A 13,224-nucleotide genomic window follows, 5' to 3' on the forward strand; every position below is an offset into this window, starting at 1 on the left:
TCTACAGTCCGAGCCGCGCGGGCCGGGTCAATGAGACCTTCGCCCCGGCGGCGTGGGATTTCACGACCCCGTTGACCGAGCGAGTCACCGTCATCCGCTGTGCGCCGCCGTCGAGCACGATCACCCCGCCCCGGGAGATCGCCGACGCCCCGCCGGTGACGGTGAAAGATCCGGCCGGGACGTTCGCCGGTACCGTCTGGATCGTGTAGTCCCACACCAGGCCGGAATCGTCACCGGCGGTGGACACCGGTTCGCCGATTTCTGTTGCCCCGCCCAGGGTTGCGACGCTGGTCCAGTCGTCTTGTTTCCAGCCGAGGTAGAGCACCACGGCGTTCCGGTCGGAGATGGCCGCGCCCGGGTACGCGATGTTCTGCGCCGCCGCGTTCAGCTGGCCCGCGTTCTGCGGGAACGCTCGGGGGCTCACGCCGCGGAAGACGACCATCTGGGCGATGGTGTCGGCGCCGGCCACACCGCCGACGAATGGCACGGTCGGCGATACGTCGCCGACCTCGTGCGGCTTCACCAGCACCGCGATGTTCCCTGACTGGAAGAGCAGACCCCAGCCGGGAACGGACCCGACCGCCCCGGCGCCGCTGTTGCGGATCGACGCGAAGATCAGCTTGACGTCGTCAGGCTGCACACCGGCAGGTTGCGGCGGCACGAGACTGGTGTTGTTGCCCGTCACGGCGGCACCGGCGCCCACAAAGGACGGTGCGATCGCGGAGATCGCGGTGACGGACATGTCTTCGCCGCCCACGGTGATCGGGATCGGCATCTGCGCCGGGTCCGACGTCCACCCCGGCCCCGGGTAGTCCGAGATCAGCAGCTGCGTCGCCGAGCTCGTCACCCCGCGCAGCAGCACCGACGTCGCGGTGTCCAGCTTCCCGAGCACGGCGGTGTCGAGCTTCACGACCTCGTAGGCCGATGCCGGGGCGCAGCCGAACACCAGGTCGTGCGAGGTCGCGCCGATCGTCTCGGTGTAGCCGCGGACGATCTGCGCGATCGGCGTCGGGTCGATCTCGGCCTTCGGGTGCGCGACAGTGATCTTGTCGTCCAGGTTCACCATGAGCGCCGCCAGCGCCAGCGTCGGCGACACCGCCGCCAGCGCCGCGAGTTTCACCGTGATGGCCGGGTAGCGTGCCTCGTCGATCGTGCCTAGGTGCAGCAGCCACGACGCCGCCGACGGGGTCTGCAGGTCGGTCGCCAGGTTCAGCGTGACCGCGTCGTCGTACCGGCCGACCCCGGCGCCGGACGCCGGATCGGTGACGGCCAGGCGGCCGGTGGTCTCGACCGCCTGATAGCTGGATCCGTCCCGCCGGGTCACGGTGACGTCGTTGCGCAGCGCCGCGTCATCCTCGACCGGCCGCAGCGGCGGCGCGACATGGCCCGGGGCCGAGTAGTCCAGCGCCAGCACGGCGGGTTGGTTGTAGAGCGACGACCGGTTCCGGTACAGGAACCCCAGCGTGTTGCGGCTGTCGTAGAGACTGCCCATGTCCGCGGCCGCGGCCTCCCGCACGAGCTCGGTCAGCGCCTGGCGGCCCTGATATCCCAGCTGCGCCGAGGTCACCCCGCCGCCGACGTACTCGACCGGTAGCCCGTTCTCCCCGAACACCCGCAGGATCCGGGTCGCGGTCGTCTCGCCGTGGTAGGCGTTGAGCTGCACGGCATTGGTGAAGATGCTGGTGATCTGGTTGCGCACCGCGACGTGCCCGTAGGAGGTGTTCGCGGTCTGGCGGTAGACGTTCATCACTACGGCCCTGGCCGCGCCGATCGTCAGCCCCGGCGCGGTCGCGTTGATCACAGCGCCGTCGACGTCGCCCGGGCCAAAGGTCGCGATCGCGAAGTCGATGTTCGCGCCGTTCTGGGTGAGCTCCAGCGACACCTGGACCGGCCGCCCGCGCAGCTGGAAGTCGCTCGGGCCGAACGTGAAGACCGGCGATCGGGCAGCGTTGTAGAACGTCAGCTTGAAACCGCCGCCACCACCGGAGTCGTAGAACAGGTCGATGAACGCGGCAGTGCCGGTGGTTTGCAGCTGCGCGAATGTGGCGGTGTTGATCTCACCGCCCGTCGGCATCGACATGAGGAACACCAGCTGCAGCTGCCCCGTCGGCGCGGCCGCCGGGACCAGGCCGGTCCACCGGCTCTGCTCCGACTTCGCGATCGGCGCCGACCCCCGAAAGTCCGAATTGGACGCGAACGTGGTCTTGCCCTCGGTCAGCGTCATCGCGTCGCCGCCGATCCCGGACGCGATGCTCGTCGCGTCGGTCCCTTCCTCCACCGGCCAATACGCCAGATGGGGCGGGGAGATCGTCTCGTTCCCGCGCCGGTAGGTGCTTTTCAGCGGCGCTTCGCCCTGGGTGATCCGGCGTAGCAACCCCGAGGCCTGGACCCGGCTGTAGACGTTGTTGCCCGACGCGTCCCACTCGGGCGGGAAGGCCGCGATCTCCCCGGCGAACCGGTTGCTGCGCACCTCGAACGCGCTGTAGGAGAACGTCACCGGGACGTTCGTGTTCCCCGACGACACCCCAGACCGGACACCGACCCACCCGGCCGCGCGCCCGACGAGCCGAGTCGTCCGGCCCTTGACCGCCCAGCCGTACGGCTCGGCCGACGCGGCCGGCCACACCTTCGCCCGGATCGTCTGCCCGTCGACCTGGGCCCGCACCCGCAACGCCTGCCCGCTGTAGGTCAGCCCCGCGACCGTCGTCGACGCGGCCACCGTCGTCCCGTCGACGTGGACGATCCCGATCGTGACCGCCTCGGACGCGCTGATCGACAGCGACACCATGAAGTAGTCCGACGTGGACAATCCCGACAGGATCAGGTTCGCCGGTTCGACCGATCCACCGGTGACGTTCGCGAACGGCATCGACACCGTCACCGCCACGTCGACGTCCCGATAAAGCTGCGACCCCAGGTAAGTCGCGTGATACAGCAAGGTCGTGGGCAGCAGGTGGGTCGCGGTACCCCCGACCACCGCGAAGTCCGACAGCGGCGTGCCGACCGTCGACCACGTCCCACCGACCGGCGCGGGCCCCCAGCCGTTCGACACGGTGCGCGCGAACGCGTCCTTCGCCGTCCGGATCGCGACCCGCATCGGGGTGTTGCGGCCCAGCGTCGGGTAGTACGGCGACATGGGGTTGCGGGGGGAGTACTTCCCGCCGGTGTTGTCCAGCGTGAACGTGCACACAGGCGCTTCGGGTTCGGCCGTTTCGTTGCTGCGCCCACGCTTGATCTTGATCTTGTCGGCCACCCGCACGTCGTTGGTGACGTCGGTCCAGCCGCCGCCCAGCAGCATCTCCACCGCAACATCGGGGTGATAACCCATCAGCCCTGCCCCAGTGCCAGTTGCACGTTCCCACCGGAACGCGCGCGAATGTTGTTGCGTAGCCAGGAAATGAAGTCGTCGTCGGCGCCCATGAGGTCGAGCTCGACCCGCACCGTGGCCACCGCGCCACCGGCCCCGGCGAGCCCGAACCCGCTGGCCGATCCCGCCGTCCCGGCCCCGGCCCGGCCGGCGGTGCCGGTCAGCCCGGCGAGCTCGTAGCCGCTGCCGAGCGTGCCGCCGAGGTTCCCCGCGGCCGCGGTGACCTCCGCCCCGATCCCGGACACGAACGACTGCACGCCGCCGAACCCAGACCGCAGCGACCGCAGGAAACCGCCCATGATCGCCTCACCGGCCGGTTGCAGCAGCGTCCGGTCGTAGGAGATCGGTCCCTTGTGGTCGGCGATCCAGCTCGCGATGCCGCCGACGAAATCCGTTACGGCACCCCACGCGTTTTTGAGGCCACGCAGGAAACCGTCGATGATCGATCGGCCTGCGCGCACCAGCAGTTGCCCGAGATCGCCCAGGGCACCGAGGATCCGGCCCGGGATACCGGCCACAAAGGACACCGCCTCGTCCCACTTGGTCCGGATCCAGCGCACGACCTCGCCGAACCAACCGGCGATCTTGCCCGGCAGCGAACCAAACCAGCCGATGATGTTCTTGAGCCCGTCGATCGCGCGTGCCGTCGCGCCCTTGATCCATTCCCAGGCGCCGCCGAAGACGTCGATCACGAACCGCACCACTGCGGTGAGCAACTGGATCGTGAACGCATGGAAATTCACGATGTGGCCGACGATGAACACGAACGCGGGCGCCAAGGTGTTGATCAGCCACGCGGCGAGCTCGGCGACCAGGGTGATAATCGGCGTCAGCGCGACCACCAGTTCCGCGATCGGTGGCAGCAGCTGCACCAGCGGCGGCAGCAACTGCACGAACGCGCCGATCAGCGCGGTCATCACCGGCGCGAGCGCCTGCAGGATCTGCAGGATCGCGCCACCCAGGGTCTGGGCCAGCTGTCCCAGCGTGGGCAGGATCGGGATGATCGCCGCGGCGAGCTGCCGCAACGTGTCCCCGGCGAACTGCGACAGCATGCCCGCGATCTGCGAGACGATCGGGACCAGGTCGACCAGGATCGGGGCGAGCGCGCCCGCCAGCTGCGCGGCGATCTCGGCGACCGCGGTGACCAGCGGCATGATCGGCGACAGCAGCGACACGAACGCCGGGATCAACGGGGTCACCGCGGTCACGATCTGCGTGAACGCGGGGATCAGCGCGCCGGTCAGCACCTGCCCGAGCGCGGTGAACAGCTGGATGACCGCGGGCCCCGCGGCGGCGAAGGCGTTGCCGAGCGCGGCGGCCAGCGGGCCGAGCGCCTGGGCGACCTGCACGAAGATCGGCCCCAGAGACTGGATCACCGGGATCAAGTTCACCACGAACAGTGACAGCAGTTCGGCGAGCACGGGTTCTAGCGCCGCGAGGATCGGGCCGCCGACTTGGGCCAGGGCGCCCAGCACCGCGCCGAGGTAGCCGAGCACGTCGCCCAGCAGCGGGCCGAGCGCAGAGAACGCCTGCCCGGCCCCCTCCGCCGCTGTCGACAGGTTCGCGAAGAACATCGACAGGCCGTCACCGATCGAGGTGAGGAAGTCCGCCAGGCCGTCGAACACCGGCCCGGCGCTCTTGATCGCGGTCAGCATCCCGGGCATGGCGTGCGTGGCCAGCCCGGAAATCCCGTCGACCAACGTCGTCAGGTAGGGGCCGATCGCGGAGAACGCCTGAGAAATCGCCGGAGCCAGCTGATCGAATGTCGTGCGCAGCTGCCCCGCGATGCCGGTGAACACCGGCACCAGCGGCTGCGCCGCGGCGGTGAGCGACTTCTTGACGTGCGCGCCGAGATCGGTGAACGCGCCCTTCACCGCCGCGTTCTCCGCGAGCACCATCGCGCCGAGACCGGCGAACGCCAGCGGCAGCGCCGCCAGCCCGGCGCCGGCCGCGAGCGACGCGGCCGACGCGACCCCGCCGAAGATCGCGAACTGCTTGGTGAGGTTCCCGATCCCGGACAGGTTGCTCTGCGCCTGGTCCGCCGTCGCCACACCGACGGTGCGCATGACCGCCGCGGTGGCCAACGCTTCCCGCCGGATCTCGGCGAACACCTTGCTAACGTTCTCTTTGCCGAGGATGTTGAACAGCAGGGAGGTATCCGTCACCACAAACACCTCCCCGCTATTCAGTTGTCACAACTGTGACTATTTGCGCTGTTGCTCGATGACCTGTTTGACCCAGGCGACCGCACCGAGAAATTCGGCGACGGTCAGGTCACGCTGCTCGACAGGAGTGATGTGGAGGTAGGCCGAGATCGCTAGGCAGTACTCGCGTCGGAGATCTCGGAGTGCGCTTTTCCCTGCGCACTCTCCGCTTCCTCGGCCTCGGCCTTCGCGATCTCGGCATCGACGAGCGCCAGCACGTCGTCTCGTTTGGAGTCAGGAATCCTGCCGGAATTCCGCACCACCGTTTCACGGAACTCCTTGTATTCCTTGACGGTGAATTCGACCTTCAGTTCTTTCGACGTGAAGTCGACGTCGTCCAGGCGCAGCGTCCCGTGTTTCTGCCGCAGCAGGTACCACAGCAACACCCGTCGCGGCCGGATCGATCCCTGTAGCACCGCGAGAGAGAACGACTGCCAGGGCACGCCGCTCTTCTCCTCGATCTGCTCGGCGTCCTTCGCACGAACGTCGTCGCCGTCGAACTCGAACCGCTGCGGCTCCTGGCCGTTCGGCGTGTACGTGATGATCATTGGTTTCTCACAATCCCCTTGCCACCCGTTGGGCGGTCTCTTCGATCACTTCCTCGACGGCACCCCGGAACTCCGCTTTGCGGTACCAGATCGTGTCGTCGAACCAGCCCGGTTCCCCGGTCTGGTGCACCTCCGGCTCACCGCCGAATGTCTGGTGATGCCAACCGGCCGCGCTGTTGAACCGTCTCGGCGCGTGCGTGAACCCGCGCACCGAGGTGGTTTCCTTCGCGACGATCCGGACACCGACCGCCTTACCGCCGGTCTTGGCGACGGTCTGGACCTTCTGCGCGATCGCCGACCGCAGCGACCGGCCCGAACTGTGGCCGGCCGAGGGAGCCGCGCGGATCGCCGCGCGCACCGCCTGGCGGACGGGACCGGCCGCCGCGCGCAGCCGTTTGGTCAGCGCGCGGCGCATCTCCCGGCCGCCCTCTTCCTGCCGCATCGCGCGCGCCAGGTCCCGCAGCCGACGTTCCGGCTGCGACAAGTCGAGCTCGGCCGCCACGACCACACCCCCCGGATCAGGCCGTGACGCGCGCGACCGCGCCCGAGGTCTGGAACTCCAGGTCGGCCTCGACGATCTTGCCGACCTCGCCCGACAGCGGCGTGTGCTGCGAGATCAGCACGTTCCCGGAGTACGCCGGGTTGCTGGCACTCACCGCGGCCTGAGTCGCCTTCACCTCGAACGTGGCGACCGTGCCGAACAACGGCCACATGATCGAATCCAGCGCCCCGTTGGCCATGTCCTGCTTGAACTTGACCTTGAGCGACCCCGATTTCAGCCCGGCCAGGAATTCCTGCCATCCGCCCGACCCGAACGTGGTCGCATCCTCCGCTTCGCTTTCCAGCGACAGCTCGGCCGACGAACCGTAGTTCGACAGATCGTTGCCCGCGAGCTTGACCGAACCGGCGAGCAGCACGAACTTACCCATGAGTGTTTCTCCTTACGCGATACCGAAAGCGACGACGAACAGAAAGCTGGGCGCGGTGCCCGAGATGGTCCACTTCGGACGGAACCAGGTGTCGGTGATCGCGCCGGGCACCCGCAGAATCTGGCCGCCCAGCGCCGTCGCCGCGGCGAAGGAAAGCCGCGTGGTCGGCGACGCGAACCCGGCGGCGTCGTCGGATTCGATCTCGACAGTGATCGACGGTGCCGCCGTCCCCGCGATAGACAGCACGTGCAGCGACGCGTACAGCTGCTTACCCGCGGCGACGGCGCCGAGCTCGGCGCCGGCGCCGGTGCCGGTCGCGGTCCGCGCCGTCCCCGGGTCGTGCGCGATCTGCCCGCGCACCAGCGGCCACGTGCCTTTCGCCTTCGCGGTCCAGGGCACCATCTTCCCGACCTCGCCCAGCAGCGTGTATTCGTTGGACAGGCCGTTGGTGAAGTAGGAGACGGTGCCCGCTGCGGCGCCACCGGCGGTGAACGTCCACGGAGCCACTCCGCCGAAACCGGCGTACCGGGAGTCGTCCACCTTGGACGGATCCCCCGCCTCCCAGTGGCCCCCGGCCTCGATCTCGGTCGAGCACAGCCCGGCGCGGACTTCCTTCCAGCCCTCCGACCCGAACGTGGTCGCGTCCTCCGCGGCGGCCTCGCTCGCCAGGTCGACCTTGTTGCTGCTGCTGGTGAGGTCCGCGCTCCCGCCGAAAATGCGCGCGTTGAACAGCACGAATTTGCCCATGACTCCAGGCCTTTCAGGTCAGCTCGGACTCGACAGTGACCGAGTAGGACAGGGACGCGATCACGCCGTCGTCGTCCACCAGCGGCTCCAGCTCGCCGGACTCGACCCGGCGGATGAGCACCGCGCCGCCCGCCGTCGGATCCGTGGCGAGCAGGTCTTCCAGGACGGTCCCGATCGCGACCGCGCGCGAGTCCGCGGCGTACTGGTCGCTCCCGATATCGCGGGCGTAGATCACGACCGTGACCGTCAGGGTCTCCGTGCGCGGCAGACGGCCGCCCGCCATGAACGTGGACAGTTCGTGGTTGAACCGCGCGCGGCCGAGGAACAGGCATGCCCGCTCCGGATTGCCCGGAAAGCTGTAGGACACCTGGACCCCGTCGAGCGGCTGCCCCTGACCGGACTGGGCCTTGAGCGCGTCGAACAGCGCCTTCTTGACCGAGGCGGCCGCCGTGCCCGCCATCACCGCACCCCGCCGTGGAAGACCGACCAGTACTGCGGATCGAAGTTCAGTTGCCGCGACGCCGGGGCCGCGGATCCGCCGGCGGATCCGTCCTCGGCTTCCAGGCCGTAGCGGGCATACACCGCGTCGACGTCCGGGATACCGGTCGCCTTGCGCTTGGGCAACGTCAATCTGTACGTGCCGCCGTCGATCGCCGTGAAGCTCGACGCCCTGTCGGGGATCAGGGTCTTGTGCTTGGTCGCCAGGCTCCGCAGCCGCACCAACGCCGCCTCCAGCAGCGGCGGCGGCGGGGCGTCCCACCCGAACTCGAGATCGACCTGGACGTTACGCACGCCCTCGGTCCAGAAGTCCATGCCGGTGCGGCGCAGCATCCCGTCCGCGGTGACCACCAGCCCGGCCAGCTGCGCCGAGGTGAGCGGCACGAGCGGCTGCCCGGCGCGAGACCGAACCGCGGCCGCGGTGATCACCCGCACGTCCGGCCTGCCCAGCAGGACGTCGCTGGTGCCCGTGCCGTCGACCGTCTCCCGCCAATAGCGCGGCACGAACGCCCGGCCGCAAATGTCCTCACACTCGATCTCGGTTTCCAGCCTGGCGGCGATCAACGCCGCGGTGGGGAACCGATCTTCGTCGGCCAGTGCGGCGTCAGCGGCGCGGATCTGCGGGATCGTGAAGAACATCCCGCCCGTGACCTCGACCAGCCCGCGCGCCGTCACCGGATACCCGGCGACGGTCGCGGACCAGGTCACGGTCAGCAGCGTCAGCGAGGCCTGCGGCGGCAGCACGAACGTGTACACGCCCGTGCCGCCGTTGGCCGCGGTGCCCGACGTGACGACCGTCCCGGCCGGATCCGTCACCGACACCGTGACGTTCCCGGTCGCGTTGGTCGGAGTGTCCTCATTGGTCAGCCAGGTGTGCGACAGCGTCACCGGCTGGCCGGTCACCACGCGCGTGAGGTTCACCGGCTCAGCCCGTCCACACCGAGCCGACCACCGCACCGGCCGCCTGCAGCCACAGACCGTTCACGCAGCGGACGCCGTCCGGGACGTTCACATGGGCGTGGCCGTTCGCGGCGAGCGCGACCGTGGCGACCACCGTCCCCGACGCGGCCGAGGCGTTGTCGAACAGGTCGACGACGTTGACCGCGCCCGAGGTGTCCCGGATGGACAGGCCGCGGAACGTGCACGGCGCCGACGCGACCGCGCCGGACGCCGTGACGTTCCTGGCCGAGGCCTGCGCGGTCATCCGCGGATCCGCAGCGCGACCTGCAGCAGACCGGCCGGGATCGCCAGACCCGTGCCGGTGTGCGCGATCGTCGCGGTCAGCACGTCCCCGGCCGCGGCCTGCAGGTCGGCCGCGGTGCCCGACAGCGCCATGGTCTCGGGCACGTTGGCCACGCTGTTGGTCGCCGCGTACGACCGGGCGGTGGCCGGCTGCACGGTCCCGGCGCCGTTCTGCAGCCGGTTGCGGAAGGCGAGCGTGGCATAGTTCGCGCCGTTCGCCGTCACCGCGGCGCCGGGCACCCAGCGCACCGACGTGATCTGCGCGGCCCACGGCAGGATCAGGCACGGCTGCTCCAGCGCGGTCCCCGCGGCGGTCGGCGGGATCTCGAAGGTGAAGGCGAGATCGCCGGAAAGTTCCCTGTACTGCATGGTTTCTCCCTGCTCAAAGGGGCACTCATGACTGCGGCCGCACCGGGCACCCGCATGTCGCGGGGCCGGTACGGCCGCTCGTGTTCTGTTGTGGCGTAACGGTGTTCCGGAGATCAGCTGTTGCCGCGGTACAGGCCGCGGTGATCGGCCACCGCACCGGAGTAGGTGTGCCGGATCTTGTAGGTGATCTTGTCCGAATTGAACACACTGCCCACCGTCTGGTCGGCCTGGGTGAACAGCTCCGGGTCCTGGCGGCCCTGGAAGAACCCGATCTCGATCGTCGGGACCATCGCCGGATCCGCGGCCAGGTACCAGCCGGTCGCCGACGCGAAGTAGTCCACGACGATCGGCTTGAGTCCCTGGTGGATGTTCGGCGTGTCCGACGGACCGGCCGGGGTGCCCGGGATCGCGACCGCCGACGTGCACAGCTGAAACGCCAGTTCCTCCAGCTCGGGCGGAACGATCAGCGTCTTCGGCACGATCGACAGCACGTTCGAGCTGTCGCCGTAGGCGGACTGCTTGCGCATCTTCCGGCGGCCGGTCGACAGCGCCGACTGCGACAGTGCGTTCGCGTCGGTGTTGCCGTGCGTGGCGTGGAACAGCAGCACCGAGTCGTACGACGTCGCGGCGTTGGTGGGGAAGAAATCCCAGACGAACCTGTAGAGGGTCTGTGCGGCGGCCAGGCCGAGCTTCACCGGGATCTTCGCGATCGCCCGCACGTCGTCGTTGGCGATCATCTCGTAGGTGACGTCCTCGGTGCCGCCCTTCTTGGTCACCGCGTAGGTGATCTCCTCACCGGTCGGCGAGGTCAGCGGCTGATACGGGGCCCCCTGCGGAACGACCGGCAGCGTGCCGTACCCGCCCAGGCGCTCAATCCTCTGCGTCCTGAAATCGTTCACGGTCACGACCGAGACGAGATCCCGCCAGGTCTGCAGCGACGGCTGCTGGTACTCGGCGATCATCCGGCGGGTGATCGAGTCACCCAGCGCCAGGTTCCACGTCGCCGAGTCCATCGACTCGGTCTCGCGCAGCCCGGAGTCGTAGCCGCCCTGGGAACCGAACGACTCCCGCAGGACGCGGCGGTTGAAGTCCTCGCCGAACGCGCCCGGCCGCAGGCCGGTGAAGTCGATGAACGCTTCCTTGAACGACGCGTAGCCCTTGCGGGCGTCCCCGGCGAAGAACGCGTCCAGCGCCTCGGTCTTCTTCGCCAGCGCCTCCTTGGTGACCTGCACGGTGTGCTTCGGCGTGAGGTTCCCCCGCTCGAAGATCGCCGCGGCGTTCTTGAGCGTCGCGATCTGCTCGTCGACCGCGGCTTCGGTGAACCGGTCCGGCAGCGTGCCGGTCACCGACTCCACGACCTGGTCGACCATCTCGGCCGGGAACGCCTCGCCGACCTTGGTCCGGATCGCCATCCGGCCCATGAACGACGCCTTCGCCATCTCGTCGACAGCCTCGGTCGCCGTCTGCTGGGGCCCCTTGGCCGTGACGGATTCGGTCTGGGTGGTGGTGTCCGCCTTGCTCAGACCGACCGCGGCAAGCTCTTCCGCCGTGGCTTCCTTGAGCACAGCGAGCACATCAGCCTTCGTGGATGCCACGTCGGTCTCCTTCGTGCTCTCCCCCACGGGCACCGTGCCCGCTGGGTCGTCTGTGATTCCGCCGGCGACCATCCGCTGCGCGTGGCCCCCGGCGGCGGGGTCGGCGACCAGGTCCGCCGAGTTGACTTTCTCGATCGACGTCGCCTCACGAAGGCGCGTCGCGCCCTCGGTGACCGACTTGAAGTAGCCGACGACGTCGTGGCTGAATCCGACGAGCGGGGCCAGGCCCTCGGTCTGCAGAGCCAGGCTCGCGTCGATCGCCTCGGCCGCTGCGGTCGCGGACTGCAGCAGGTACAGGTCCGCGTCGATGCCCTCGGCCACGGCCTCGGGTGCCCGGAGGTAGCCGATCAGCCCGGCCGTCGTCGACGTCCGCAGTTCTTCGTCGGTGCGGTGGTGGTCATACACCTTCGCCCCGTCGTAGAGCGGCGCCGCGGCTTCCAGCACTGCCTGCGGATACCGGGTGCCGTTCTTGCTGTCGCCGGTGTTGATCACCCGGATCCGGAAGATCCGGTTCCCGGACTCGTCGGTGCCCTTGGCTTCCAGGATCCGGCCTGGCACCAGATCCCGGGACTCGGCCGCGGCGTCGACGAGCTCGGCCGCCGGGGCCGGGACGTAGGTGCGCACCACCGCGACCGGCTCGGCGAGCGCGACCGCGCCGCCGTCGACGGTGTAGCCGCACTGGTACAGGCCTTCGCCCGGGTCGCTGCCCTCGACGCAATAGACGACGTCGGTCGCGGACATGTCCACGATCCACACCCACACGTAGCCGTCGGTGCTCGCGGCCGCGAGCCTGGCCCGCACCGCGGCGCGCACCAGCTCCTGCAGATCCGCGAACGACATAGCGCCGTCGATCCAGGCTTCGGCGGCCTGGTCGACGAGCTCGATCCCCAGCTTCCGCGCCGAGGTCTTCACCTTCGCCCGCAGCTGCTGCAGCTGCGCCGGGTCGTAGGCCTCGCGGGTGCCGGCCTCGGTCAGCGACGACCAGGCCGCCCGCACCCGCGCCGCGGTGTCGAGCGGATACCGCCGTACCCCATCGGCCCGCCACCCCGGATCCGCGTACTCCACGCTGCCCGTCGACGTCGCGGCCGCGGTCGCCTCAGTCACCCGCTCCGGTCGCCCAGGCACGAACTCGTGCGCGCACCGCGGGCACGTCACCGTGTCCATGGCGTCCCCTTCCTGTTCGTTGATCGGCTCACCCCGGAAAGCGGCCGTAGCGCGCCGCTGCGCGCACGAACCGCATCCGGGGTCCGAGCACACCGGCGGGTGCTCGCTCACGCCTGCGCGACCTTCTCCAGCTCGGCGACGACGGTCGACCGCGGCTTGTCCCGCGCGTTCTCCGCCGCCAGGGCGCGGGCCGCGCGGTCGGTGTCGTCGCCGACCCAGGCCAGCAGCTCGTCCTTGTTCACATCCGGGACCTCGTCGACCTGCTCGCCGGTGACCTCGGGGGTCTGGTCGCCACCGGGGTTCTCGAGAACGGGCCCCGTGCTCTCGCCTTCGCCGGACGAGTCCGGGTCGACGTCGACGGGCGCTTCGGTCTCCTGCCCGATGCCGAGCTGTGCGGCCGTTTCCGGGGTCAGCAGATGCAGGTCGCCGTTGTCGGCTACCGCGGTGCGCTGGCCGTCGGAGGTTGTGACGACCAGGTATTCGCCGACCTCGGCCACCGCCAGCACCTCGGACGGGGCCATACCCATGACGCGCGCGGCGTCCTCAATGGACCACATGACT

12 protein-coding genes are annotated in these 13,224 nt (G+C 69.5%); all 12 read right to left on the bottom strand.

Going from position 1 to position 13,224, the window contains the following annotated elements; all coding sequences use genetic code 11:
- Position 1: 1 nt before the first annotated feature.
- Positions 2 to 3,328, bottom strand: coding sequence for a hypothetical protein (locus tag NQK81_RS13270; RefSeq protein ID WP_257488425.1), 3,327 nt, complete (start codon positions 3,326 to 3,328; stop codon positions 2 to 4).
- On the bottom strand, positions 3,328 to 5,532 hold the full coding sequence (locus NQK81_RS13275) for a phage tail protein (protein ID WP_257488426.1): 2,205 nt from the start codon (positions 5,530 to 5,532) through the stop codon (positions 3,328 to 3,330). The genes NQK81_RS13270 and NQK81_RS13275 overlap by 1 nt, the downstream gene beginning before the upstream one ends.
- Before the next feature lie 152 nt (positions 5,533 to 5,684).
- Positions 5,685 to 6,119, bottom strand: coding sequence for a hypothetical protein (locus NQK81_RS13280; protein ID WP_257488427.1), 435 nt, complete (start codon positions 6,117 to 6,119; stop codon positions 5,685 to 5,687).
- Between the two features lie 7 nt (positions 6,120 to 6,126).
- Positions 6,127 to 6,621, bottom strand: coding sequence for a hypothetical protein (locus tag NQK81_RS13285; protein WP_257488428.1), 495 nt, complete (start codon positions 6,619 to 6,621; stop codon positions 6,127 to 6,129).
- A gap of 16 nt (positions 6,622 to 6,637) precedes the next feature.
- Positions 6,638 to 7,048 (bottom strand): phage tail tube protein, encoded by a 411-nt coding sequence (locus tag NQK81_RS13290; RefSeq protein ID WP_257488429.1) that lies wholly within the window; start codon positions 7,046 to 7,048, stop codon positions 6,638 to 6,640.
- A 12-nt stretch (positions 7,049 to 7,060) separates the two neighbouring features.
- Positions 7,061 to 7,795, bottom strand: coding sequence for a hypothetical protein (locus NQK81_RS13295; RefSeq protein WP_257488430.1), 735 nt, complete (start codon positions 7,793 to 7,795; stop codon positions 7,061 to 7,063).
- 13 nt (positions 7,796 to 7,808) lie between these two features.
- Positions 7,809 to 8,255, bottom strand: a complete 447-nt coding sequence (locus NQK81_RS13300; RefSeq protein WP_257488431.1) for a hypothetical protein — start codon at positions 8,253 to 8,255, stop codon at positions 7,809 to 7,811.
- Entirely contained in the window at positions 8,255 to 9,214 is a 960-nt protein-coding gene (locus NQK81_RS13305; RefSeq protein ID WP_257488432.1) for a hypothetical protein, read from the bottom strand. Before NQK81_RS13305 ends, NQK81_RS13300 begins: the two co-directional genes overlap by 1 nt.
- Before the next feature lie 4 nt (positions 9,215 to 9,218).
- Positions 9,219 to 9,497, bottom strand: a complete 279-nt coding sequence (locus NQK81_RS13310) for a hypothetical protein (protein WP_257488433.1) — start codon at positions 9,495 to 9,497, stop codon at positions 9,219 to 9,221.
- Entirely contained in the window at positions 9,494 to 9,904 is a 411-nt protein-coding gene (locus tag NQK81_RS13315) for a hypothetical protein (protein WP_257488434.1), read from the bottom strand. Before NQK81_RS13315 ends, NQK81_RS13310 begins: the two co-directional genes overlap by 4 nt.
- Before the next feature lie 113 nt (positions 9,905 to 10,017).
- Positions 10,018 to 12,663, bottom strand: coding sequence for a phage major capsid protein (locus NQK81_RS13320; RefSeq protein ID WP_257488435.1), 2,646 nt, complete (start codon positions 12,661 to 12,663; stop codon positions 10,018 to 10,020).
- A gap of 107 nt (positions 12,664 to 12,770) precedes the next feature.
- Complete coding sequence (locus NQK81_RS13325; protein ID WP_257488436.1) at positions 12,771 to 13,220, bottom strand: hypothetical protein; 450 nt, start codon at positions 13,218 to 13,220, stop codon at positions 12,771 to 12,773.
- Between the last annotated feature and the right edge of the window lie 4 nt (positions 13,221 to 13,224).

The sequence above is a fragment of the Amycolatopsis roodepoortensis genome, from assembly GCF_024628825.1.
Lineage (GTDB): Bacteria > Actinomycetota > Actinomycetes > Mycobacteriales > Pseudonocardiaceae > Amycolatopsis > Amycolatopsis roodepoortensis.

Coding starts and splice junctions, on each gene's coding strand:
- NQK81_RS13295 (WP_257488430.1), bottom strand. CDS start 7,795: ATGGGCAAATTCGTGCTGTTCAACGCGCGCATTTTCGGCGGGAGCGCG.
- NQK81_RS13270 (WP_257488425.1), bottom strand. CDS start 3,328: ATGGGTTATCACCCCGATGTTGCGGTGGAGATGCTGCTGGGCGGCGGC.
- NQK81_RS13325 (WP_257488436.1), bottom strand. CDS start 13,220: ATGTGGTCCATTGAGGACGCCGCGCGCGTCATGGGTATGGCCCCGTCC.
- NQK81_RS13290 (WP_257488429.1), bottom strand. CDS start 7,048: ATGGGTAAGTTCGTGCTGCTCGCCGGTTCGGTCAAGCTCGCGGGCAAC.
- NQK81_RS13280 (WP_257488427.1), bottom strand. CDS start 6,119: ATGATCATCACGTACACGCCGAACGGCCAGGAGCCGCAGCGGTTCGAG.
- NQK81_RS13315 (WP_257488434.1), bottom strand. CDS start 9,904: ATGCAGTACAGGGAACTTTCCGGCGATCTCGCCTTCACCTTCGAGATC.
- NQK81_RS13320 (WP_257488435.1), bottom strand. CDS start 12,663: ATGGACACGGTGACGTGCCCGCGGTGCGCGCACGAGTTCGTGCCTGGG.
- NQK81_RS13300 (WP_257488431.1), bottom strand. CDS start 8,255: ATGGCGGGCACGGCGGCCGCCTCGGTCAAGAAGGCGCTGTTCGACGCG.
- NQK81_RS13310 (WP_257488433.1), bottom strand. CDS start 9,497: ATGACCGCGCAGGCCTCGGCCAGGAACGTCACGGCGTCCGGCGCGGTC.